Source organism: Hypericibacter terrae (assembly GCF_008728855.1).
Classification (GTDB): Bacteria; Pseudomonadota; Alphaproteobacteria; order Dongiales; family Dongiaceae; genus Hypericibacter; species Hypericibacter terrae.
Genome location: NZ_CP042906.1, coordinates 4,080,027 through 4,100,553, shown reverse-complemented (window position 1 = coordinate 4,100,553; position 20,527 = coordinate 4,080,027). Strand labels below are relative to the sequence as shown.

The following is a 20,527-nucleotide window of genomic DNA, read 5'->3' as shown; positions in this document are numbered from 1 at the left end:
GGCAAGAAGGTGAGGCTATGTCCTGCCGGAGCGCCGCGCCTCAGAGCATGGGGCGGCCCTCATGGGCCACCAGCAGGTCGTGCATGTCGTTGGCATGCTCTTCCTCGACCATCAGGATCCCTTCCAGCAGGGCGCGCGTGCCGGGATCGTTGTCACCGAAGTAACGGATCAGCTCGCGGTAGTGGTCGACGGCGATCCGCTCCGCGATCAGATTCTCCTTGATCATGTCGACCAGATTCTCACCTTCGACATACTGGGAAGCGGAACGCCCCAGCAATCCCTCGGGGTTGAAGTTCGGCTTGCCGCCAAGCTGGTTGATCCGCTCGGCGACGGACATCATGTGTTCCTTCTCCTCCTTGGCATGCTGGGCGAACTCGGCTTTGACGCCTTCGCTCGAAATGCCGGTCGCTGTGACGGCGTGCATGGTGTAGCGCAGGACGCAGACGATCTCCGTCGCCAGGACGTTCTGCAGGATTTCCACGGTCTTCTTCACGTCGCCCTTGTAGGTCTGCGTGACGCCGCCGCGATCGAGATGCTGGCGGGCGCGTTCGCGGAGCGTCTTCACATCGGTCAGAAACGGCGTTTTGGTGTCGTTCATTTTCCTGCTCCATTTCGCTGCCAGCGACGGGTGGCGGCACTTGGGTGAAAGATTGCGCTGGCTCGTCCAAGCGGATCTGTCACCGGGCGTGATCGGGGATCCCGGCTGGCCAAGGTGGTGCCAGCCGGACAGTTCATGAACGACGCCGGTGGCGCCGGCGTTCCGCAGCGATTCGGGAGGATGGGGAGGAATATGGCCGGGCAGGGCGCGCTCTCGCCGAGGCGCCAGGACCTGCATGATTATCAACCGCTTATCGTCGTCAGGCAGGAGCCCGCGCGGTTTCCGCAGCGCGTCGCGCGGATCAACCGCGCGATTCGACCTCGGGCACCGGCACGTCGTAGCCGTTCAGCGTGACCGAGACCATGCAGTAGAGCCCGACCAGGCTGATCAGCTCCGCCGTTCCGCCCTCGCCGAAGAAAGTCACGGCCTGTTGATAGGTGAGTTGCGGCAAGACCCCGCCCGAGACCAGGGCCGAGGCCATGTCATAGGCGACGGCTTCCTCGCGGGTGAGATCGCCGGGTCGCTGGCCGGCGATGATGGTCGCGATCTTCTCGTCCGCGATGCCGCGCAGCTCGGCCACCAGCACATGGGCATAGATCTCGTAGGCGGATTTGAACTTGGCGCCGGTGACGAGGATCGCGACTTCGCGCACCGGCCGTGGCAGCGACGGCGAGGTCGACAGCGCCTTCACCAGCTCCCAGACGGGCTTCCCGAACTTCGGAAAATGCAGCCAGAGATTCCAGGGGCCGATCAGTTCGCCCCCCTCGCCGATGGCCGTGAACCCTTTGAAATTGGTTTCGATCCCCTGGCGCATATCGTCATAGAGGGGCCGCTGGTCGGGGCTGAGGGCGGATGGCGGGAGAAGCTTCAGGCGCATGTCGGCCTCCCTTGGGGGAACAGATCGGCGAGTCTATCGTTCGGGATGCGTCGGGGCTTGGATCCGACGCTTGTCGCTGGAACGGGCCTTGCCACATCGCGAAGACCGGGAAAGCAAATGAATCCGGGTTCAGCGCCGATGCCGCGGCCAGCCGACCGGCTCCGGACGTATCGGGGAGATCGCAAGGGAGGGAATGGTGGGCGCGACAGGGATTGAACCTGTGACCCCTCCCGTGTGAAGGGAGTGCTCTCCCGCTGAGCTACGCGCCCGTCCCGGATGCGGAAAATGCGAAGCGGGACAACGCCGTCCCCGGTTCGCGAAGGCGCGCAGCTTTAAGCCAAGCCGGCGTCCCCTGTCAACCGGACCGGGATGATGGCGAAAAACCCTTCGAGCGAAAGGCCTTGTGCCCGCCTCGAGCCCCTTCGCAGGGCCGACTATGGTTATAATCTGCCCCGATCTTTCCGCATTTGCCGGTTATCCCTGGGAGGCCGATCTCAAGGGACCCCCGGCTCGAGAGGCTTTCCGATGATTCGCCGCCTGACGCCCATGCTGACCGGCCTGGCCTTCGCCCTTGTTCTGTCGGGTCTGATCCCGCAGGCCCAGGCCGAGGAGAGCCGGCTGGTGCGGCTCAGCTACTACGGCTATTTGGGCACGCTCCAGGTCGGCCAGATCGACCTCATGATCGAGATGGCGCCGGGCCCGCGGCCGGCCAAGGACTACGACATCACCGCCAGCGTCACGCTCTCGCCCGTCTATGCCAAGATGGTGGCGTTCCAATGGCAAGGACAGGCGCGTGGCGGCGCCACCAGCAGAAGTGTGCGTCCGTCGACTTACCAGAGCCAGATGGATCTCATGGGCACCCACGAGACCATGGCGCTGGCCTATCACCCGAACGGCGAAGTCGACATCCACAGCGAGCCGCCGACCGTCGAGGCCCGCGTCGCGCGCGAGCAGAATCTGGGCCTCAGCACGATGGATCCGCTGAGCGCCGCCGTCGCGATCGTCGATACGGTGCTGCGCACCGGCGGCTGCGACATATCCCTGCCGATCTTCGATGGCGCGCGCCGCTACGACCTGGATTTCGTCTCGATCGGGCCCGACGTCATCGAGAAGACTCTGTTCTCGACCTATCAGGGCCAGGCGCTGCACTGCGCCGCGACGGCAAAGCTGATCGCGGGTTTCCAATCGAACGCCGTCAGCTCCAGCTTCTATCCGAGCAAGACCGATCTCTGGCTGGGGCAGGCCGTCAAGGACGTCCCGCTGCTACCGGTCCGGGTTCTGGCGCAGAGCCAGATGGGACTGATGCGAGTGGAGCTGGTCCAGGCCACCACCGTTGCCAGCGCTACGCCTTGACCTGACCGCACCAACTTGGATCAGCGTGCCGTTTCCAGTTGATCCAACGCGTCGGGCAGGCCTGCGAAATCCTCGAGGATGAGATCGGCCCCGAGTTCGCTCAGCGGCGCCCGGCCATAGCCATAGGCCATGACGATCGAGGGCATCGAGAGGGCGCGGGCAGGGGCCACGTCATTGGCGCTGTCGCCAATCATCACCGCCTCGCCGGACGTGGCGCCGATGGCGGTCAGCGCCGCCGCCAGGTGATCGGGATGGGGTTTGCGGTTCTGGACCGCGTCGGCGCCGAGGATGGCGCCGAAATAGGAGGCCAGGCCCAGCGCCTCGAGGATCATGTCGGTCGCGCGCTGCGGCTTGTTGGTGCAGACCGTGCAGCGATAGCCGGCCGCCCGCAAGACCGCCAGGGTTTCCGGCACGCCGGCATAGGCCCGCGTCAGCCGCACCGGCTCGGCCTCGTAATGCGCCAGGAACCGCTTGAGATAGCCGTTGAGCTCCTCGGCGCGATGCGGCACCGAGGCGGCGGTCAAGGCCCGCTCCACCAGCGTGCCGGCGCCGTCGCCGATCATGCGGCGGATGTCCGGCAGGTCGAGCTCGGGCCGTCCGAGGTCGGCCAGGAGCCGGTTCACCGCGATAGCGATATCGGGCGCGCTGTCGATCAGCGTGCCGTCGAGGTCGAAAGCCAGAGCGTCGCGTCTTTGGGACAAATTCCATCCGCCATGAAAACGCCACGGGCGCGCGCAAGCATGCTCTCTTGGAGCGGCCTTGCGGCTGTGGCAGGGTGCCCCAAGCGGCGTTGAGGGTGCTTGGTTTCGGCGTTCTTGCCGGATCGCGCCTCGGCCGACAAGACCCTATCGTCCGGGCGGAGGCGACCTCCCGGCGAGAAATGGGCCGACCCGGCCCCGATTGGAGCCCAGAAGCGTCTCCCATGCCGAAGTCTCGAACCGCTGCCATCGTCCTCGCCGCTGGCAAGGGCACCCGCATGAAATCGCGCAAGCCCAAGGTCATGCACGAGATCGCCAACCGGCCGATGATCGGCCACGTGATGGCGGCCCTGAAGCCCCTGCATTGCGATCCGGTGGTGCTGGTGGTGGCGCCGGGCATGGAAGACGTGGCGGAAGCGGCGGTGTCGGCGCAGATCGCCGTCCAGCGCGAGCAGCTCGGCACCGGTCATGCGGTCATGGCGGCACGCGCCGCCCTCAAATCGGTCTCGGGCGATCTCCTGGTGCTCTATGGCGATACGCCCTTCATCGCCACCGCGACGCTGGAGGCGATGCTGAAGCGCCGCCGGGGAACGGACGATCCGGCGGTGGTGGTGCTGGGATTCCGGCCCGACGAGCCGGGTGGCTATGGAAGATTGGTGCTGGGCGCGTCCGGCGGGCTCGACGCCATCGTGGAGGCGCGCGACGCGACGCCCGAGCAGCGCGCCATCGGCCTGTGCAATTCGGGCGTCATGGCGCTCGATGCCGAGCGCATGCTGCCGCTCCTGAAGGAGCTGCGGAACGACAATGCCAAGGGCGAGTACTATTTGACCGACCTGGTGGCGCTGGCCCGCGGTCGCGGCTGGGACTGCGCCGTGGTCGAGGCGTCGGTCGCGGAGCTGATGGGCATCAACAGCCGCGCCGACTTGGCGGCGGCCGAGCAGGTCTATCAGGATCGCGCCCGTGCCGCGGCGATGGAAGGCGGCGTCACGCTGCTCGAGCCGGGAAGCGTCTTTTTCAGCCATGACACGCGGCTGGGCCAGGATGTCGTGATCGGGCCCCATGTCTATTTCGGGCCGGGCGTCACGGTCGAGAACGAGGTCGAGATCAAGGGCTTCTGCCATATCGAGGGCGCCCGCATCTCGGCCGGTGCCCGCATCGGTCCCTTCGCGCGGCTCCGCCCCGGGGCGGCGATCGGGCCCGATGTCCACATCGGCAATTTCGTCGAGGTGAAGAACGCGCGGCTCGGGCCCGGCGCCAAGGCCAACCATCTGACCTATATCGGCGATGCGGAGATCGGCGGCGGCACCAATATCGGTGCGGGGACCATTACCGTGAATTATGACGGCTTCTGCAAGTCGCGCACCGTGATCGGCCCGAACGTTTCCATCGGCTCGAACAGCTCGCTGGTGGCGCCGGTGACGATCGGGGCAGGGGCCATCGTCGGCGCCGGCAGCGTCATCACCGAGAATGTGCCGGCCGATGCGATGGCGATCGCGCGCGGCCGCCAGGTGAATATGACCGGCCGGGCCCAGACCTTCCGCGCCAAGCGCAAGAAGACGAAGACAACGACCAAGGCGAAACCGGCCAAGAAAGCCGGCGCCAGATCCGGGGCGAAACGCAAGTCAGGCAAGTGATTGAGCCGCCGCCCCGCGCTCCGGTGCGGGGCGGACAGATCGAGGAGATCGGAACATGTGCGGCATCATCGGCATCATCGGCAAGGCGCCGGTCGCCCCGCTGCTGATCGAGGGCCTGAAGCGGCTCGAATATCGCGGCTACGACTCCGCCGGGGTGGCGACGCTGGTCAACGGCCATATCGAGCGCCGCCGCGCCGAGGGCAAGATCGCGCGGCTCGAGGCCCTGGTCGGTTCCCATCCGCTCGCCGGGACCATCGGCATCGGCCATACGCGCTGGGCGACGCATGGCCGCCCCTCCGAGACCAATGCCCATCCGCATGCGACCGATCGGGTCGCGGTGGTCCATAACGGCATCATCGAGAATTTCCAGGAGCTGCGCGAGGAGCTCGAGGGCCTCGGCCGCAAGTTCGAGACCGAGACCGACACCGAGGTGGTCGCCCATCTCCTGACCCATCTCCTGGAGCAGCAGAAGACCCCGCAGCAGGCGATGGCGATCGCCATGGAACGGCTGAAGGGTGCGTTCGCGCTGGGCGTGATCTTCGCCGGCCGTTCCGATCTCATGATCGGCGCGCGGCGCGGCAGCCCGCTGGCGGTGGGCTATGGCGACGGGGAGATGTATATCGGCTCCGACGCGCTGGCCCTGGCGCCCTTCACCTCGCGCATCTGCTATCTCGAGGAGAACGACTGGGTCATCGTCACCTCCAAGGGCGGCGAGATCTTCAACGGCCCCAACAAGGTCGAGCGCGAGATCAAGCAGACGGCCATGACGGGGGCCCGCGTCGGCAAGGGCAATTTCCGCCATTTCATGCTCAAGGAAATTTATGAGCAGCCGGCGGTCATCGGCGACACCCTGCAGCGCTACGTCAATCCGCTGGCGCGCACGATCGAGATGCCGGCGCTGCCTTTCGACTTCGCGACCCTGCCGCGACTGACCATCGTCGCCTGCGGCACCGCCTATCTCGCGGGTATGGTCGCGAAATACTGGTTCGAGCAGATCGCGCGCGTGCCGGTCGAGCTCGACATCGCCTCCGAGTTCCGCTATCGCGAGGCGCCCTTGCCCAAGGGCGGCGCCACGATGGTGATTTCGCAGTCGGGCGAGACCATCGACACGCTGGCGGCGCTGCGCTACGCGAAAAGCCAGGGCCAGAAGATTCTTTCGGTGCTGAACGTGCCGGAGAGCACGATCGCGCGCGAATCGGATCTGGTGCTGCCGACGCTGGCCGGCCCCGAGATCGGCGTGGCTTCGACCAAGGCTTTCACCACGCAATTGACGGTGCTGGCCTGCCTTGCCATTTCGGCGGCCCGGGCGCGCGGTGCCATCGATCATAAGCGCGAGACCGAGCTGTCCCAGGCGCTGCTCGAGGTGCCGGCGCGCGCGGCCGAGGTGCTGAACCACGACGAATCCATCCGGCGTATCGCCTACGACATCGCCGAGACGCGCGACGTCCTCTTCCTCGGCCGCGGCACCAGCTATCCAATCGCGCTCGAAGGCGCGCTCAAGCTCAAGGAGATTTCCTACATCCACGCCGAGGGCTATGCCGCGGGCGAGATGAAGCATGGGCCGATCGCGCTGATCGACGAGAATGTTCCGGTCGTGGTGGTGGCGCCGTCGGACGATCTGTTCGAGAAGACCGCCTCCAACCTGCAGGAGGTGATGGCGCGCGGCGGCCGGGTGATCTTCCTTTCCGACCACAAGGGCGCCAAGAAGCTCGGCGGCAAGGCCGCCATCACCGTGGCGCTGCCCCAAGTCGATCCCTTCGTGGCGCCGATCCTGTACGCGATTCCGGTGCAGCTCCTGGCCTATCACGCCGCCGTCGCCAAGGGCACCGACGTCGATCAGCCGCGCAATCTCGCCAAGAGCGTGACGGTCGAGTAGCCAAGCTCTTCATTCAGGCAAAGAAAAAGGCGGCCCTCCCGAGGGAACGCCGCCTTTGTCGTTCTGGGGCGAGCGATCAGATCAATTCAGGCTCTGATCGATCGACTTCTCGATGATGTCGAGGCCTTCATTGACCAGCGCGTCGCTGGCGGTCAGCGGCACCAACAGGCGCAGCACGTTGCTGTAGACGCCGCAGGAGAGAAGGATCAGCCCGTTCTCCTGGGCCTTGGTCACGACCTTCTTGGTCAGGTCGGCGTCGGGCTCGTTGGTGGTGCGGTCCTTGACCAGCTCGACCGCGATCATGGCGCCCAGGCCGCGCACGTCGCCGATGCAGGAGAAGCGGTTCTTCTTCGCCATGGCGTTGAGCCGCTCGGTCATGAGCTTGCCCATCTTGTCGGCCCGCTCCAGCAGCTTCTCCTCCTCGATCACTTCGAGCACGGCATTGCCGGCGGCAACACCCAGCGGGCTGCCGGCATAGGTGCCGCCCAGGCCGCCCGGGGGCACCGAATCCATCACCTCGGCGCGGCCGATCACGGCCGAGAGCGGGAAGCCGCCGGCCAGGCTCTTGGCCGAGGCGATGATGTCGGGGGCGATGCCGCTATGCTCGATCGCGAACATCTTACCCGTGCGCGCGATGCCGGCCTGGACCTCGTCCGAGACCAGCAGGATCTTGTGCTCGTCGCAGATCTTGCGCAGCGCCTGGACGAAGTCCTTCGGCGCGATGTTGAAGCCGCCTTCGCCCTGCACCGGCTCGATCACGATGCAGGCGACGCGCGACGGATCGATGTCGGCCTTGAACAGGGTCTGGAGCGCCGCCAGCGCCTGCTCGACGGTGACGCCGTGGAGCGCGTTGGGGAAGGGGACGTGATAGACCTCGGGCACGAACGGCCCGCCGACCTTGTAGGGCTGGACCTTGCCGGTCATTGCCATGGTCAGGCTGGTGCGGCCATGGAAGGCGCCGGCGAAGGTGATGACGCCGGGGCGGTTGGTGTAGTGGCGCGAGATCTTGACCGCGTTCTCCAGCGCCTCGGCGCCGGTGGTGAAGAAAATCGTCTTCTTGGCGAAATTGCCCGGTGCCGCCTTGTTCAGGCGCTCGGCCAGCGTGATGTAGCCGTCATAGGCGACGACCTGGAAGGCCGTGTGGGTGAACTTGCCCATCTGCTGCTCGACCGCCTTCATCACCTTCGGGTGACGATGGCCGGTGTTCAGCACGGCGATGCCGCCGGCGAAGTCGATATAGCGGTTGCCCTCGATATCCCACAGTTCGGCGTTCTCGGCCTTGGCGGCATAGAACGGCATTGCCGTGCCCACACCCCGGGGAACCGCATTGGCGCGGCGCTGCAACATTTCCTGATTCGTCGCCATGGTCATGTCTCCTTGGAGAAACGCCGGCCATCGTCATGGTTCAGAACAGCGGCAGGGAGGGCCTGCCGGATGGCGTGGGCGTGAAAAACCGGCCCCGGCGATAGCACGAATCCGGCCATTGCCGCCACCCCCGGGCGGCATTCCTGTCATGCGTCAAGGGATTTGCGGGTGGAGGCCCGCCTCCCCATTTGGGTGGATGCGGCCAGATGTCTACTTCAGCGATGGTCGATAGTTCAGGGAATTGACCGGATTGCGCCTGCGCAGCCGGCGGCTATACTCCGGCCAACCTCCCGCCAACCCCTTGTTTCGAGGACCCACCATGCAACAGGTCGCCATGAAGGTTGCCTCTCAGCTGCCGCTGAAGGACCCGCGGCTTTTCCGTCAGCAGGGCTATATCAACGGCAAATGGGCCAATGCCGATTCCGGCAAGACCGTCGACGTGACCAACCCGGCCACGGGCGAGGTGCTGGGCACCATCCCGCTCATGGGAACGGCCGAGACCCGCCGCGCGATCGAGGCGGCCAACGCCTCCTGGCCGGCCTGGCGCAAGAAAACCGCCAAGGAGCGGGCCAACATCCTGCGCAAATGGTTCAACCTGATGATGGAAAACCAGGACGACCTGGCCGTCATCCTGACCGCCGAGCAGGGCAAGCCGTTGGCCGAGGCCAAGGGCGAGATCGCCTATGGTGCCTCCTTCGTCGAGTGGTTCGCCGAGGAAGCCAAGCGCGTCTATGGCGACACCATCCCGGGCCATCAGCCGGACAAGCGCATCGTCGTGATAAAGGAGCCGGTCGGGGTCGTGGGCGCCATCACGCCCTGGAACTTCCCGAACGCGATGATCACCCGCAAATGCGCCCCGGCGTTGGCGGCCGGTTGCCCCGTCGTGATCAAGCCGGCGACCGAGACCCCCTATTCGGCCTTCGCGCTGGCCGATCTCGCCGAGCGCGCGGGCTTCCCGGCCGGCGTCATCAACATCATCTCCGGCTCGGCCCGCGAGATCGGCGCCGAGATCACCTCGAACCCGATCGTGCGCAAGATCTCCTTCACCGGCTCGACCGAGGTCGGCAAGATCCTGCTGAAGCAGGGCGCCGACACCGTCAAGAAGATGTCCATGGAGCTCGGCGGCAATGCCTCCTTCATCGTGTTCGACGACGCGGATCTCGATGCCGCGGTCGAAGGCGCGATGATGTCGAAATACCGCAACACCGGACAAACCTGCGTGTGCGCCAACCGCATCCTGGTGCAGGATAGCGTCTATGACGCCTTCGCCAAGAAACTCGCGGCCGCGGTCGCGAAGATGAAGGTCGGCGACGGCCTCAAGGGCGAGACCCAGCAGGGTCCGCTGATCAACATGAAGGCAGTCGATAAGGTCGAAGAGCATATCGCCGATGCCGTGAAGAAGGGCGCCAAGATCATCGCCGGCGGTCATCGTCACGCGCTGGGCGGTTCCTTCTTCGAGCCGACGGTGCTCACCGGCGTCACCACCGACATGGCGGTGGCGCGCGAGGAGACCTTCGGCCCCGTGGCGCCGCTGTTCCGCTTCAAGACCGACGAGGAAGCCCTCAAGCTCGCCAACGACACCGAGTTCGGTCTCGCCAACTATTTCTATGCCCGCGATATCGGCCGCGTCTGGCGCGTCGCCGAGGGCCTGGAAAGCGGGATCGTCGGCATCAACACCGGCATCATCTCGACCGAGGTCGCCCCGTTCGGCGGAGTCAAGGAGTCGGGCTTCGGCCGCGAAGGCTCGAAGTACGGCATGGATGACTTCCTGGTGATCAAATATCTCTGCATGGGCGGCGTCTGATCGACAGACCGCGCGTTCGCGCCATGAGTCTGGGGGCCCGATGATCCGGGTCGAGGATCTAGTCTTCGACTATCCGGGATTTCGGGCCCTCGATGGCGTGACCTTCGCCATCGAGCCGCATTCCATCACCGCCCTGGTCGGACCGAACGGTGCCGGCAAGACCACGCTCCTCAATTGCATGGCGGGGCTGGCTCTGCCGGCCCATGGCCATGTCTATCTCGATGCGATCGATGTCCATCGGGTGCCGCGTCAGGCCCATGCGCGCATGGGCTATCTCTCCGATTTCTTCGGCCTCTATGCCGAGCTGACGGTCGCGCGCTGCCTGGATTATCGCGCGCGGGCGCAAGCCATTCCCTCGGCACGCCGCGCCGCCGCGGTCCAGCGCGCCGCCGAGCGGCTCGGCCTCTCCGACCGCCTCAAGCAGCGGGCGGGTGAGCTGTCGCGCGGCCTGCGCCAGCGTCTCGCCATCGCCCAGGCGATCGTGCATGAGCCGGCAGTGATCCTGCTCGACGAGCCCGCCTCCGGTCTCGATCCGGAAGCCCGCTTCGGCCTCGCCGCGGTGCTGCGTGGGTTGAAGGACGAGGGCATGACCCTGGTGGTCTCCTCCCACATCCTGGCGGAGCTCGAGGATTATTCGACCCATCTCCTGGTGATGGAGCAGGGCCGCATCCTCGAACATCGCGCCCTCGACGGTACCGTGGCGCCGGGCGGCGCGCGGCGCTTCGAACTGACACTGGCCGAGCCGCGCAGCGATCTCTCGGCGGTGCTCACCTCGATCGGGGTCGGCGAGGTCCTGGTCGAAGGCCCGATGGCGCGCTTCGTCGCGACCGGCGATGCGGCCGCCCAGGCCGCCTTGCTGCGCCGCCTGATCGAAGCGGGCCTGCCGGTCGCGAGCTTTGCCGCGGCCAAATCCGATCTGCAGGATGCCTATCTCACGCTGCTCAAGGACAACCGGGCCCGCGGCCACGCGCTGCCCCCGCCGGCCGCGGCGCCAACAGCCCCGGCAGCCCGCCCATGAATCCGGAATTCCTGCGCAATCTCTGGCTCGAAATGACCCTGCCGCGGCTGATCGCGGCGCCGCTGGTGCTGGGCGCCATTTTCCTGCTCGCCTGGTATATCGGCGGGCGTGACATGGGCGAGGTCTCGCATGTGGCGCTCTGGGCCTATTACATCATCATGCTGCTCTGGGGTACGCGCCGCGCCGCGGCCTCGCTCGGCGATGAGATTTCCAACGGCACCTGGGACAGCCAGCGCATGTCGGCGCTGGGGCCGCTCTCGATGGCCTGGGGCAAGCTCTTCGGCGCCACCAGCTATGTCTGGTATTGCGGCCTGATCTGTCTCGCCGTGATGGCGGTGGAGAGCGACCAGAGCTGGCAGGTCTTCCTGCTGCATCCGATCGCCGGTGCCACCGCGCTCGCCGTCGCGCTGCTGGCCGTCCTCCTGCGGCGCGGACGCGCACGGGCGGGCGGGCGCGGCTCCTCGCTGATCGCGCAGGGCCTCGGCATCGTCGCGGGCGTGCTGCTCTCGCCGGCAGGCCCCGGTCTGCTCGATCTGAGCCACATCGAAGTCAGCTTCATGGTCGACTGGTACGGGCTCGAGGCGCGGCCGAATAATTTCTTCCTGGCCGCCGCCGCCGGTTTCCTTGCCTGGGCGCTCTTCGCCGTCTATCGCGCGCTCTGCGCCGACCTGCAGAAGCCGGTCTGGCCCTGGGCCTGGACGCTGTTCTCCATCTATGTGATCGCCTTCTTCGCCGGCTTCACCGATGCCGCGGCGAAGGCGAAGGGCATCGACTGGCTGGTGGTGGCGGTGCCGCTTTCGGCCCTGTTGTTCTACGTGGCGATCTTCGCCGACAGCAAGGACAGCGTGCGCTATCGCTGGTTCCTGATCTCGCTCAAGACCGGCGACTGGGGCCGCGCCGCGCGGCTGATGCCGCTCTGGCTGCCCTCGCTGCCGCTGATGGCCTGGTTCGTGATCGCGCTGGGGCTTCGCACCGATCAGACCGATCCGGCGCTGATCCAGCCGCTCTTCTACGACATCTTCAGGATCGCCGATGTGAAGATCCTGGCGGCGACCGCCTGGGCCATCGCCGCGCTCCTGTTCGCGCTGCGCGATCTCCTGATCCTGCTGTTCCTCAATTTCGGCAAGCGTGCCCGCAGCCCGGATCTGGCCGCGCTCATCTATCTGGCGATCCTCTATTGGGTGATCCCGGGTATTCTCGGATTTCTCGGGCACGGCTGGATCCAGGCGCTGTTCCTGCCCTGGCCGCTCGAAGGCCCTCTGGTCGCGATCGGCCTGCCGCTGGCCGAGGTGGTCGTGATGGCATTGCTGACCTGGCGGCGCTGGCGCGCCCTGGCGCCGCGCCCGATGCCTTCGGATCTGGCCAGGGCGCAGCCGCAAGCCGCGTAGGAGACCCGGGATGGCGGGCTACGATTACGATCTTTTCGTCATCGGCGGCGGCTCGGGCGGCGTCCGGGCCGGACGCATCGCCGCCACCCATGGCGCGCGCGTCGCCGTCGCCGAGGAATACCGCTATGGCGGCACCTGCGTCATCCGCGGCTGCATTCCCAAGAAGCTCCTGGTCTACGCGTCGCATTACCGCGAGGATTTTGCGGATTCCGCCGCCTATGGCTGGGATCTGCCGGGCGAGCCCAGCTTCGACTGGGGCCGGCTCATCGCCAACAAAGACAAGGAGATCGACCGGCTCTCCGCGATCTATCGCAAGATCCTCACCAGCGCCGGCGCCGACGTGTTCGAGGGCCGCGCGCGTCTCGCCGATCCGCACACGATCGATCTCGAGGGCCGTCGCTTCACCGCCGGCACGATCCTGATTGCGACCGGAGGCCGGCCGCAGCGCCCCGGCCATCCCGGCGCCGAGCTCGGCATCACCTCGAACGAGGCGTTCCATCTCGATCGCCTGCCGGAGCGCGTGCTGGTCGTCGGCGGCGGCTACATCGCGGTCGAGTTCGCCGGCATCTTTCACGGGCTCGGCTCCAAGACCACCCTGATCTATCGCGGCGAGCAGATCCTGCGCGGCTTCGACAAGGATATCCGGCATTTCCTGGCCGGTGAGATCGGCAAGAAAGGCATCGATCTGCGCCTCGGCACCGACCTCAAATCGCTGACGCGCGAGGGCCCCGGTTTGATCGCGGTGCTTTGGGACGGCACGCGCCTGGAAGTGGACCAGGTCCTCTATGCCACGGGCCGCGTGGCCAACACGGAAGGGATGGGGCTGGAGGCGGTGGGAGTGAAGCTCGCCGGCCAGGGCGCGGTGGCGGTGGACGAGGAATCGCGCTCGAGCGTGCCGCATATCTATGCGATCGGCGACGTGACCAACCGCATCAATCTGACGCCGGTCGCGATCCGCGAGGGCCATGCCTTCGCCGACACGGTCTTCGGCAAGAAGTCCTGGCGCATGAGCCATGAGACCGTGCCCTCGGCCGTCTTCAGCCAGCCGCCGGTCGGGACGGTGGGCCTGAGCGAAGAGATCGCGCGCGGGCGCCATGGCGCGCTCGACATCTACAAGACCAGCTTCCGGCCGCTGAAACACACCCTCACCGGCCGCGAGGAGCGCACCTTGATGAAGCTGGTGGTCGATCGCGCCAGCCAGCGGGTCCTGGGCGCCCATATGGTGGGAGCTGATGCCCCGGAGATCATCCAGGCCATCGCCATCGCCGTGAAAATGGGCGCGACCAAGGCCCAGTTCGACGCCACGGTCGCCCTCCATCCGACCGCCGCCGAAGAGTTCGTAACCCTGCGCACGCCGGAGCCCGATCCCAAGGCGTAGCCGGTACGGAGTGGGTATCCACGAGCGGACGACAAATCATCGCAAAGAATGGACGGCCGGTGGCGGTGGTGGTTCCGATCGCCGAATGGCAGCGGATCGAAGCGGCACTCGAAGATCGCGCCGACGCCGCTTCCGTCCAGGCCTATCTCGATCAGCCGGGCGAGGCTTTCCCCGATGCCGTGCTGGCCGCCATCCTCGATGGCACCCCTCCCATCAAGGCGCTGCGCGAGCATCGCGGCTTGACCCAGGCGCGCCTGGCGCGGGCGGCGGGTACGAGCCCGGTTTACATCTCGCAGATCGAGCGAGGCGAACGGGAGGCGGGGCGGGCGCTCGTCCGGAAGCTGGCGAAGGCTCTGAAGGTGGATCCTGAGCTGCTCGCGGGCGGCGGCCCCGGTCGCTGAACCCATCCGCTTGGCTCCTTGAAAATCTAGCGATTCCAACTCCTAAACGAGAGTGCGGGCCAAGTCGGCCGATGCCCGCCAGCCATCGGCTTCGGGCACCGGGGGAAGGCTCCCGGGGGTTGGTTGAAATGACAGGCGCGAGGGCGTATATGCGGGGACCTTGCTCGGGAATGGGGGCAGGAAAGGAACTTTCATGACCGCGAAGTGGATGCCCGACGGTTGGCGCGCCAAGCCGATCAGCCAGGTGCCGGAATATCCGGACCCGGCCAAGCTCGACGATGTCGAGCGCCGGCTGCGTGCCTTTCCGCCGCTGGTCTTCGCGGGCGAGGCCCGGCGGCTGACCGAGCGGCTGGGTGCCGTGGCCGAGGGGCGGGCTTTCCTGCTCCAGGGCGGCGACTGCGCGGAAAGCTTCGCCGAATTCAACGCCAACAACATCCGCGACACCTTCCGCGTCATGCTGCAGATGGCGGTGGTGCTGACCTTCGGCGCCGCCTGCCCGATCGTGAAGGTCGGGCGCATGGCCGGCCAGTTCGCCAAGCCGCGCTCGGCCCCGACCGAGACCATCGATGGCGTCGAGCTGCCGAGCTATCGCGGCGACAACATCAACGGCATCGAGTTCACACCCGACGCCCGCCGTCCGGACCCCGAGCGGCTGGTGCAGAGCTACAACCAGTCGGCGGCGACGCTCAACCTGCTGCGCGCCTTCGCGCAAGGCGGCTTCGCCGACCTGCACAAGGTCCATCGCTGGAATCTCGACTTCGTCTCCGACAGCGCGCAAGGCCATCGCTATGCCGAGCTGGCGGACCGTTTGAGCGAGACTTTGGACTTCATGGCGGCCTGCGGGCTGACCGGCGAGACCACGCCGCAGATCCGCGAGACCGAGTTCTTCACCAGCCACGAAGCGCTGCTGCTGGTCTATGAGCAGGCCCTGACGCGCGTCGACAGCCTGACCGGACAGTGGTACGACTGCTCGGCCCATATGCTCTGGATCGGCGATCGCACCCGCCAGCCCGACGGCGCTCATGTCGAGTTCCTGCGCGGCGTGCAGAATCCGATCGGGCTCAAATGCGGCCCGACCATGCCGACGGACGATCTGCTGCGGCTGATCGAGATCCTCAACCCGCAGAACATCCCGGGCCGCCTGACGCTGATCGCCCGCATGGGCCACGACAAGGTCGAGGCGAAGCTGCCGGCCCTGATCCGCGCGGTCGAGCGTGCCGGCGCCAAGGTGGTCTGGTCCTGCGATCCGATGCATGGCAACACGGTCAAATCCTCGTCCGGATACAAGACCCGGCCCTTCGACCGCATCCTGTCCGAGGTGCGCGGCTTCTTCGCCGTGCATCAGGCCGAGGGCACCCATGCCGGCGGCGTCCATTTCGAGATGACCGGCCAGGACGTGACCGAATGCATCGGTGGCGCCCAGGCGATCACCGACGAGCGGCTCGCGGATCGCTATCACACCCACTGCGATCCGCGTCTCAATGCCAGCCAGTCGCTCGAACTGGCCTTCCTCATCGCGGAGTCGCTCAAGCGTGAACGGCTGGCCGCGGGCAAGCGCGTCGCCCAGGCTTCCTGATCGAACCCGATCGTCCCCGCTCCAACAGCGACGCGGTCATGAATCCCGAGCCCGACGAGATAGCGGCCTGGACCGACCAGTATTTCATGCGCACCAAGGAGGCGGTGGGCCGCTTCGGGGACCGGCGCGTGACCTATGCCGTGTTCATGCGCCGCCCGGTCGTCTCCGCACCGCGCCTCGCGGTCGAGTGGCTCCAGGGGATGGCCAAGGCGCGCGGAACCGAATTCAAGATCGACGTGAATTATGCCGAAGGCCGCTGGGTCGGCGCCGGCGAGCCGATCCTCTATATCGGCGGCTCGCTGTTCCATCTCTGCGATCTCGAGACCATCTTCCTGCAGAAGCTGGGACCCGCCTGCGTCGCCGCCTTCAACGCCTATACCATGTGCGCCGATCTGCCGAAGGTGGCCTTCCTCGCCATGGATGCGCGCCATTGCGCCGGGCTCGAGATGGCCGAGATCATGGCCTATGCCGCGAGCGTCGGTTCGGCCCGCGCGCGGCGCAAGGTGAATGCCAAGGGCTTCATCGGCAACGCCACCACCGCGACCGCAGGCTATTTCGGCCTGACGCAGGGGCTCGGCACCATGCCGCATGCCTTCATCGGCTATGCGGGCTCCACCTTGCGCGCCGCCGAGATGTTCCATGAGAGCTTCCCCGACCAGGACATGACCGTGCTGGTCGATTATTTCGCGCGCGAGGTCACGGACTCGCTCGCGGTCTGCCGCCGCTTTCCGGAATTGGCCGAGGCCGGGAAACTGGGCGTGCGGATCGATACGCCCGGCAGCCGCTTCATCGAAGGGCTCGATCCGCCGGCGTCCTATGCGGCGCTCGAGCGCCATGCGCCGGCCGCGATCCGCGGTTATCGCAGCGAGGCTGAACTGCGCTATCTCGTCGGCGCCGGAGTCTCGGCTGCGGCCTGCTGGCATATGCGCGACGCGCTCGACAATGCGGGCTTCCAGAAAGTCAAACTGGTGGCCTCCTCCGGATTCGATCCGGCCAAATGCAAGGTGATGGCCGACGCCAAGGCGCCGATCGACGTGATCGGGACGGGCTCCTATTTGCCACAGCGCTGGACCGAAACCTATGCGACAGCCGACATCATCGAATATGACGGCAAGCCGATGGTGAAGGTCGGCCGCGAGTTCCTGTTGCGCCGATAAGAAGACCAAAGAAACGACAAGGGATGGCCGGCGCCCGCGCCGGCCGGCAAGCATGTTTGGAAGGGCCTACTTCAAGCGCCTGAAGCGCATCGTGATCGGTGCGCCGCGCAATCCGCTGGCGAGCCAGCATCGCGAAGGCATGCTGCTGGTCGCCTTCCTGGCCTGGGTCGGGCTGGGCGCGGACGGACTCTCGTCGGCCAACTACGGACCCGAGGAATCCTTCCTCGCGCTGATGGGCTACAACCATCTGGCGCTCTATCTCGCCGTGGCGACGGCGATCACCGTCTTCATCATCTGCCTCGGCTATATCCAGGTCATCGAGCTCTTCCCCCAGGGCGGCGGCGGTTACCGCATCGCCTCGGTGCTGCTGGGCCCGAAGGCCGGCCTGGTCTCGGGCTCGGCGCTGATCGTCAATTTCATGCTGACGATCGCCATCTCGATCGCCAGCGGTGTCGACGCGCTCTTCAGCCTGCTTCCGGTGGAATGGCAGCCCTGGAAGCTGCCGGTCGAAATTGTCATCACATTGGCGCTCCTGGTCGCGAACCTGCGCGGCATCAAGGAGGTCGTGCTGGTGCTGATGCCGATCTTCCTGGGATTCCTGGTCACCCATGGCGGCCTGATCGTGCTCGGCATGTCGATGCATGCGGACCGGTTGCCGACCCTGGTTCCGGACACGATCACGGAAACCCGCAATCTGGTCGGCGCCATCGGGCTGCCGGCGATGCTCGCTGTCGTGCTGCAGGCCTTCGCGCTGGGCGGCGGCACCTATACCGGCATCGAGGCGGTCTCGAACAACGTCCATATGCTGAAGGAGCCGCGGGTCCGCAGCGCGCGATGGACCATGGCCTATATGGCGACCTCGCTGGCCTTCACCGCCGGCGGCCTGATCATCCTCTATCTGCTCTGGGCGGTGGTGCCCGAGCATGGCCGGACCCTCAACGCCGCGACCTTCCGCCTGATCCTCGAGCAATTGCTGGGCGCGGATTCGCCGGTGCTGCCGGTCGTCATGCTGATGACCCTCGCTTTCGCGGCCGGCCTGCTGTTCGTCGCCGCCAATACCGGTTTCCTCGGGGGCCCCGCGGTGCTCGCCAACATGGCGGCCGACCGCTGGGTTCCGCATCAGTTCTCCCAGTTCTCGAACCGGCTGGTGACGCAGAACGGCGTGCTGATGATGGGCCTCTCGGCGGTGGGGGTGCTGATCCTGACCGGCGGCCAGGTCAGCATCATCGTCGTGCTCTACAGCATCAACGTCTTCATCAGCTTCGCGCTCAGCTTCGCCGGCCTCCTGGTGCATTGGCTGGCCGAGCTGCGCCACGGCCGCCCGCGCATCGGACGCCTGCTGCTGGCGATCCTCGGCACCGTCGTGACCGGCGGCATCCTGGGCGTCACGGTCTATACCAAGTTCACGCAAGGCGCCTGGATGACGATCCTGATCACGGGCCTCGTGATCGGCCTCTGTCTGATGATCCGGCAGTATTACGAGGAGCATCGCCGTCAGATGGCGAAGGTCGACGCGCTCTTCGCGGCGACCGCACCCGGCGGCCCGGTCGACAAGCCGCCGCCGCTCGATCCCAAGAAGCCGACCGCGGTCTTCCTGATCGGCGCCAATACGGGTTCGGGCATGCATACGCTGCTGACCGCCCGCAAGCTCTTCGGCGACCGCTTCAAGAACTATATTTTCCTGCGCGTCGGCGAAATCGATTCCTCCAGCTTCCGCAGCGAGGACGCGCTGAAGCAGCTCGAGGGAGAGGTGAAGGCGAGCCTCGACCAGTTCGTGAATTACTGCCAGCGCCGCGGCATGGCGGCGGCCGCCTATTACCGGCTCGGCGCCGACGTGATGGCCGAACTGACGCAGCTCGCGGACAAGGTGCTGGCGGAGTATCCCGACTGCGTCTTCCTCGCCTCGAAACTTCTTTTCCAGCGCGAGAACCTGGTCACCCGCCTGCTGCACAACCAGACCGCGCTCGCCATGCAGCGCGAGCTCCATATGCGCGGCGTGCCGATGCTGATCCTGCCGATGAAGGTGTGACGCTCGCTTCGCGGCTGAGCCTTCCTTGCTTCACCTCCCCGCTTGAGGGGGAGGCTGGGGTGGGGGCTGCCGCTGGGCTCGCTCTCACCATTCCTGTCATGCCCGGACTTGATCCACGGCTGTCCGGTTGAGTTTTTGTGGACGCGGTGCATGGCGTTGATTCTACTCGGTCCTGAACGTCGGCAAACGTTTCGGGACACGGGCAGAGGGTCAGCGCCATGCGGCACCAGAATAGCGTATTTCATTCGGTTCTTAAGCAGGTTGCGTGGCTCGACTTCGATCGGCTGGTCGAGGCCCACAATAGCGATGCTCGGGTGCGGCGGTTGACGACCAAGGGCCAGTTCGTGGCGCTGCTCTACGGCCAGCTTTCGGGCGCGACGAGCCTGCGGGAGATCGTGAGCGGGCTGACGAGCCACGCGGCGCGGCTCTATCACCTGGGAACGGGCGAGGTTCGCCGTTCGACGCTGGCCGATGCCAATGCCATAAGGCCGAGCGGGCTGTTCGCCGAGTTGCTCGCCGTGATGATCAAGCAGGCCCATCGCGGGCTGCGCCGCAAGATCGCCGAAACCACCTATCTGATCGATTCCACTGGCTTGCGATTGAGCGGTCTGAGCGCCGATTGGGCCCGTTTCAGCGCCGGCGTCTGCGGCGCCAAGCTGCATGTGATCTACGATCCCGACGCCGACCGCCCCATCTATGCCGCTGTCAGTGCGGCGAATGTCAACGACATTACCCCCGCCCACGACATGCCGGTCGAGCCCGGCGCCACCTATGTCTTCGACCTCGGCTATTACGACTATGCCTGGTGGGCCAAGCTGGACGCTGCCGGATGCCGCATCGTCACTCGCTTCAAATCCAACACACCCCTGACCCTCGTCGCCGAGAACGCCCTGCCCCGGGGCAGCGCCATTCTCTCCGACCGGATCGGATATCTCCCGGCCCGCCAAGCCGCCAGCCGCAAAAACCCCTTCCAAGACCCGGTCCGCGAGATCCGCGTGAAGACCGAAACCGGCAAGATCCTGCGCATCTTGTGCAACGATCTCGACGCCAGCGCCCAGGAGATCGCAGACCTCTACAAGCGCCGCTGGGCGATCGAGCTGTTCTTCCGGTGGGTCAAGCAGACCCTGAAAATCACCCGCTTTCTCGGCACTTCCGAGAACGCCGTTCGCATCCAGATCGCCGTCGCCCTGATCGCTTTCCTGTTGTTGCGATTGGCACAGAAAGCCATCAAGGACGGTCACAGCCCGTTGGCCTTCGCCCGCCTCGTGCGCGCCAACCTCATGCATCGCAGGCGCATCGACCGCCTGCTCGAACCCGAAACCGCCCCAATTCCGAACCCACATCAAATGGCGCTACAATGGAGCTGAAACCGGAA

General features: G+C 66.2%; 16 protein-coding genes and 1 tRNA gene. 12 read left to right on the top strand and 5 right to left on the bottom strand.

Annotation, left to right across the window (positions count from 1 at the left end; all coding sequences use genetic code 11):
• Window positions 1–40 precede the first annotated feature (40 nt).
• From FRZ44_RS18700 to FRZ44_RS18690, 3 genes are all read right to left on the bottom strand, one after another.
• Window positions 41–598, bottom strand: a complete 558-nt coding sequence (locus FRZ44_RS18700; RefSeq protein ID WP_151178604.1) for a ferritin-like domain-containing protein — start codon at window positions 596–598, stop codon at window positions 41–43.
• 301 nt (window positions 599–899) lie between these two features.
• On the bottom strand, window positions 900–1,475 hold the full coding sequence (locus FRZ44_RS18695) for a carboxymuconolactone decarboxylase family protein (RefSeq protein ID WP_151178603.1): 576 nt from the start codon (window positions 1,473–1,475) through the stop codon (window positions 900–902).
• A 194-nt stretch (window positions 1,476–1,669) separates the two neighbouring features.
• Window positions 1,670–1,744 (bottom strand) — tRNA-Val (locus FRZ44_RS18690).
• Between the two features lie 256 nt (window positions 1,745–2,000).
• Here FRZ44_RS18690 and FRZ44_RS18685 point away from each other — a divergent pair.
• Window positions 2,001–2,828, top strand: a complete 828-nt coding sequence (locus FRZ44_RS18685; RefSeq protein WP_191908180.1) for a DUF3108 domain-containing protein — start codon at window positions 2,001–2,003, stop codon at window positions 2,826–2,828.
• A gap of 20 nt (window positions 2,829–2,848) precedes the next feature.
• Here FRZ44_RS18685 and gph read toward each other — a convergent pair whose 3' ends face one another.
• On the bottom strand, window positions 2,849–3,529 hold the full coding sequence (gene gph / locus FRZ44_RS18680; RefSeq protein WP_151178601.1) for a phosphoglycolate phosphatase: 681 nt from the start codon (window positions 3,527–3,529) through the stop codon (window positions 2,849–2,851).
• 221 nt (window positions 3,530–3,750) lie between these two features.
• Here gph and glmU point away from each other — a divergent pair, with 221 nt between their 5' ends.
• Together glmU and glmS are read left to right on the top strand one after the other, a co-directional pair.
• Window positions 3,751–5,160, top strand: a complete 1,410-nt coding sequence (glmU, locus tag FRZ44_RS18675) for a bifunctional UDP-N-acetylglucosamine diphosphorylase/glucosamine-1-phosphate N-acetyltransferase GlmU (RefSeq protein ID WP_151178600.1) — start codon at window positions 3,751–3,753, stop codon at window positions 5,158–5,160.
• A 55-nt stretch (window positions 5,161–5,215) separates the two neighbouring features.
• Window positions 5,216–7,036, top strand: coding sequence for a glutamine--fructose-6-phosphate transaminase (isomerizing) (gene glmS / locus FRZ44_RS18670; protein WP_151178599.1), 1,821 nt, complete (start codon window positions 5,216–5,218; stop codon window positions 7,034–7,036).
• 81 nt (window positions 7,037–7,117) lie between these two features.
• Here the strand turns inward: glmS and gabT are convergent, their stop codons facing one another.
• Window positions 7,118–8,401, bottom strand: a complete 1,284-nt coding sequence (gene gabT, locus FRZ44_RS18665) for a 4-aminobutyrate--2-oxoglutarate transaminase (RefSeq protein WP_225308337.1) — start codon at window positions 8,399–8,401, stop codon at window positions 7,118–7,120.
• A gap of 319 nt (window positions 8,402–8,720) precedes the next feature.
• Here gabT and gabD point away from each other — a divergent pair, with 319 nt between their 5' ends.
• From gabD to FRZ44_RS18620, 9 genes are all read left to right on the top strand, one after another.
• Window positions 8,721–10,205, top strand: coding sequence for an NADP-dependent succinate-semialdehyde dehydrogenase (gene gabD / locus FRZ44_RS18660; RefSeq protein ID WP_225308336.1), 1,485 nt, complete (start codon window positions 8,721–8,723; stop codon window positions 10,203–10,205).
• A gap of 40 nt (window positions 10,206–10,245) precedes the next feature.
• A complete protein-coding gene (locus tag FRZ44_RS18655; RefSeq protein ID WP_151178597.1) occupies window positions 10,246–11,223 on the top strand; it encodes an ABC transporter ATP-binding protein in 978 nt (325 codons plus the stop codon).
• The gene (locus tag FRZ44_RS18650; protein ID WP_151178596.1) at window positions 11,220–12,611 is read left to right on the top strand and encodes a hypothetical protein; all 1,392 of its coding nucleotides are present in this window, start codon (window positions 11,220–11,222) and stop codon (window positions 12,609–12,611) included. The genes FRZ44_RS18655 and FRZ44_RS18650 overlap by 4 nt, the downstream gene beginning before the upstream one ends.
• 10 nt (window positions 12,612–12,621) lie before the next feature.
• Window positions 12,622–13,989 carry a glutathione-disulfide reductase gene (gene gor, locus FRZ44_RS18645; protein ID WP_151178595.1) on the top strand — a complete coding sequence of 456 codons (1,368 nt, stop codon included), beginning with the start codon at window positions 12,622–12,624 and terminating at the stop codon, window positions 13,987–13,989.
• 59 nt (window positions 13,990–14,048) lie between these two features.
• Window positions 14,049–14,390 carry a helix-turn-helix domain-containing protein gene (locus FRZ44_RS27630; RefSeq protein WP_191908179.1) on the top strand — a complete coding sequence of 114 codons (342 nt, stop codon included), beginning with the start codon at window positions 14,049–14,051 and terminating at the stop codon, window positions 14,388–14,390.
• A gap of 193 nt (window positions 14,391–14,583) precedes the next feature.
• Complete coding sequence (locus FRZ44_RS18635; protein ID WP_151178593.1) at window positions 14,584–15,966, top strand: class II 3-deoxy-7-phosphoheptulonate synthase; 1,383 nt, start codon at window positions 14,584–14,586, stop codon at window positions 15,964–15,966.
• Between the two features lie 38 nt (window positions 15,967–16,004).
• The gene (locus FRZ44_RS18630; protein ID WP_151178592.1) at window positions 16,005–17,123 is read left to right on the top strand and encodes a beta/alpha barrel domain-containing protein; all 1,119 of its coding nucleotides are present in this window, start codon (window positions 16,005–16,007) and stop codon (window positions 17,121–17,123) included.
• Between the two features lie 52 nt (window positions 17,124–17,175).
• Window positions 17,176–19,152, top strand: coding sequence for an APC family permease (locus FRZ44_RS18625; RefSeq protein WP_151178591.1), 1,977 nt, complete (start codon window positions 17,176–17,178; stop codon window positions 19,150–19,152).
• 218 nt (window positions 19,153–19,370) lie between these two features.
• Complete coding sequence (locus FRZ44_RS18620; protein ID WP_151175409.1) at window positions 19,371–20,519, top strand: IS4 family transposase; 1,149 nt, start codon at window positions 19,371–19,373, stop codon at window positions 20,517–20,519.
• Window positions 20,520–20,527: the final 8 nt, after the last annotated feature.

Bases quoted from the DNA above. Each gene is read 5' to 3' on its own strand.
- FRZ44_RS18700 (WP_151178604.1), bottom strand. From the start codon at position 598: ATGAACGACACCAAAACGCCGTTTCTGACCGATGTGAAGACGCTCCGC.
- FRZ44_RS18695 (WP_151178603.1), bottom strand. From the start codon at position 1,475: ATGCGCCTGAAGCTTCTCCCGCCATCCGCCCTCAGCCCCGACCAGCGG.
- FRZ44_RS18685 (WP_191908180.1), top strand. From the start codon at position 2,001: ATGATTCGCCGCCTGACGCCCATGCTGACCGGCCTGGCCTTCGCCCTT.
- glmU (WP_151178600.1), top strand. From the start codon at position 3,751: ATGCCGAAGTCTCGAACCGCTGCCATCGTCCTCGCCGCTGGCAAGGGC.
- glmS (WP_151178599.1), top strand. From the start codon at position 5,216: ATGTGCGGCATCATCGGCATCATCGGCAAGGCGCCGGTCGCCCCGCTG.
- gabT (WP_225308337.1), bottom strand. From the start codon at position 8,401: ATGGCGACGAATCAGGAAATGTTGCAGCGCCGCGCCAATGCGGTTCCC.
- gabD (WP_225308336.1), top strand. From the start codon at position 8,721: ATGCAACAGGTCGCCATGAAGGTTGCCTCTCAGCTGCCGCTGAAGGAC.
- FRZ44_RS18655 (WP_151178597.1), top strand. From the start codon at position 10,246: ATGATCCGGGTCGAGGATCTAGTCTTCGACTATCCGGGATTTCGGGCC.
- FRZ44_RS18650 (WP_151178596.1), top strand. From the start codon at position 11,220: ATGAATCCGGAATTCCTGCGCAATCTCTGGCTCGAAATGACCCTGCCG.
- gor (WP_151178595.1), top strand. From the start codon at position 12,622: ATGGCGGGCTACGATTACGATCTTTTCGTCATCGGCGGCGGCTCGGGC.
- FRZ44_RS18635 (WP_151178593.1), top strand. From the start codon at position 14,584: ATGACCGCGAAGTGGATGCCCGACGGTTGGCGCGCCAAGCCGATCAGC.
- FRZ44_RS18630 (WP_151178592.1), top strand. From the start codon at position 16,005: ATGAATCCCGAGCCCGACGAGATAGCGGCCTGGACCGACCAGTATTTC.
- FRZ44_RS18625 (WP_151178591.1), top strand. From the start codon at position 17,176: ATGTTTGGAAGGGCCTACTTCAAGCGCCTGAAGCGCATCGTGATCGGT.
- FRZ44_RS18620 (WP_151175409.1), top strand. From the start codon at position 19,371: ATGCGGCACCAGAATAGCGTATTTCATTCGGTTCTTAAGCAGGTTGCG.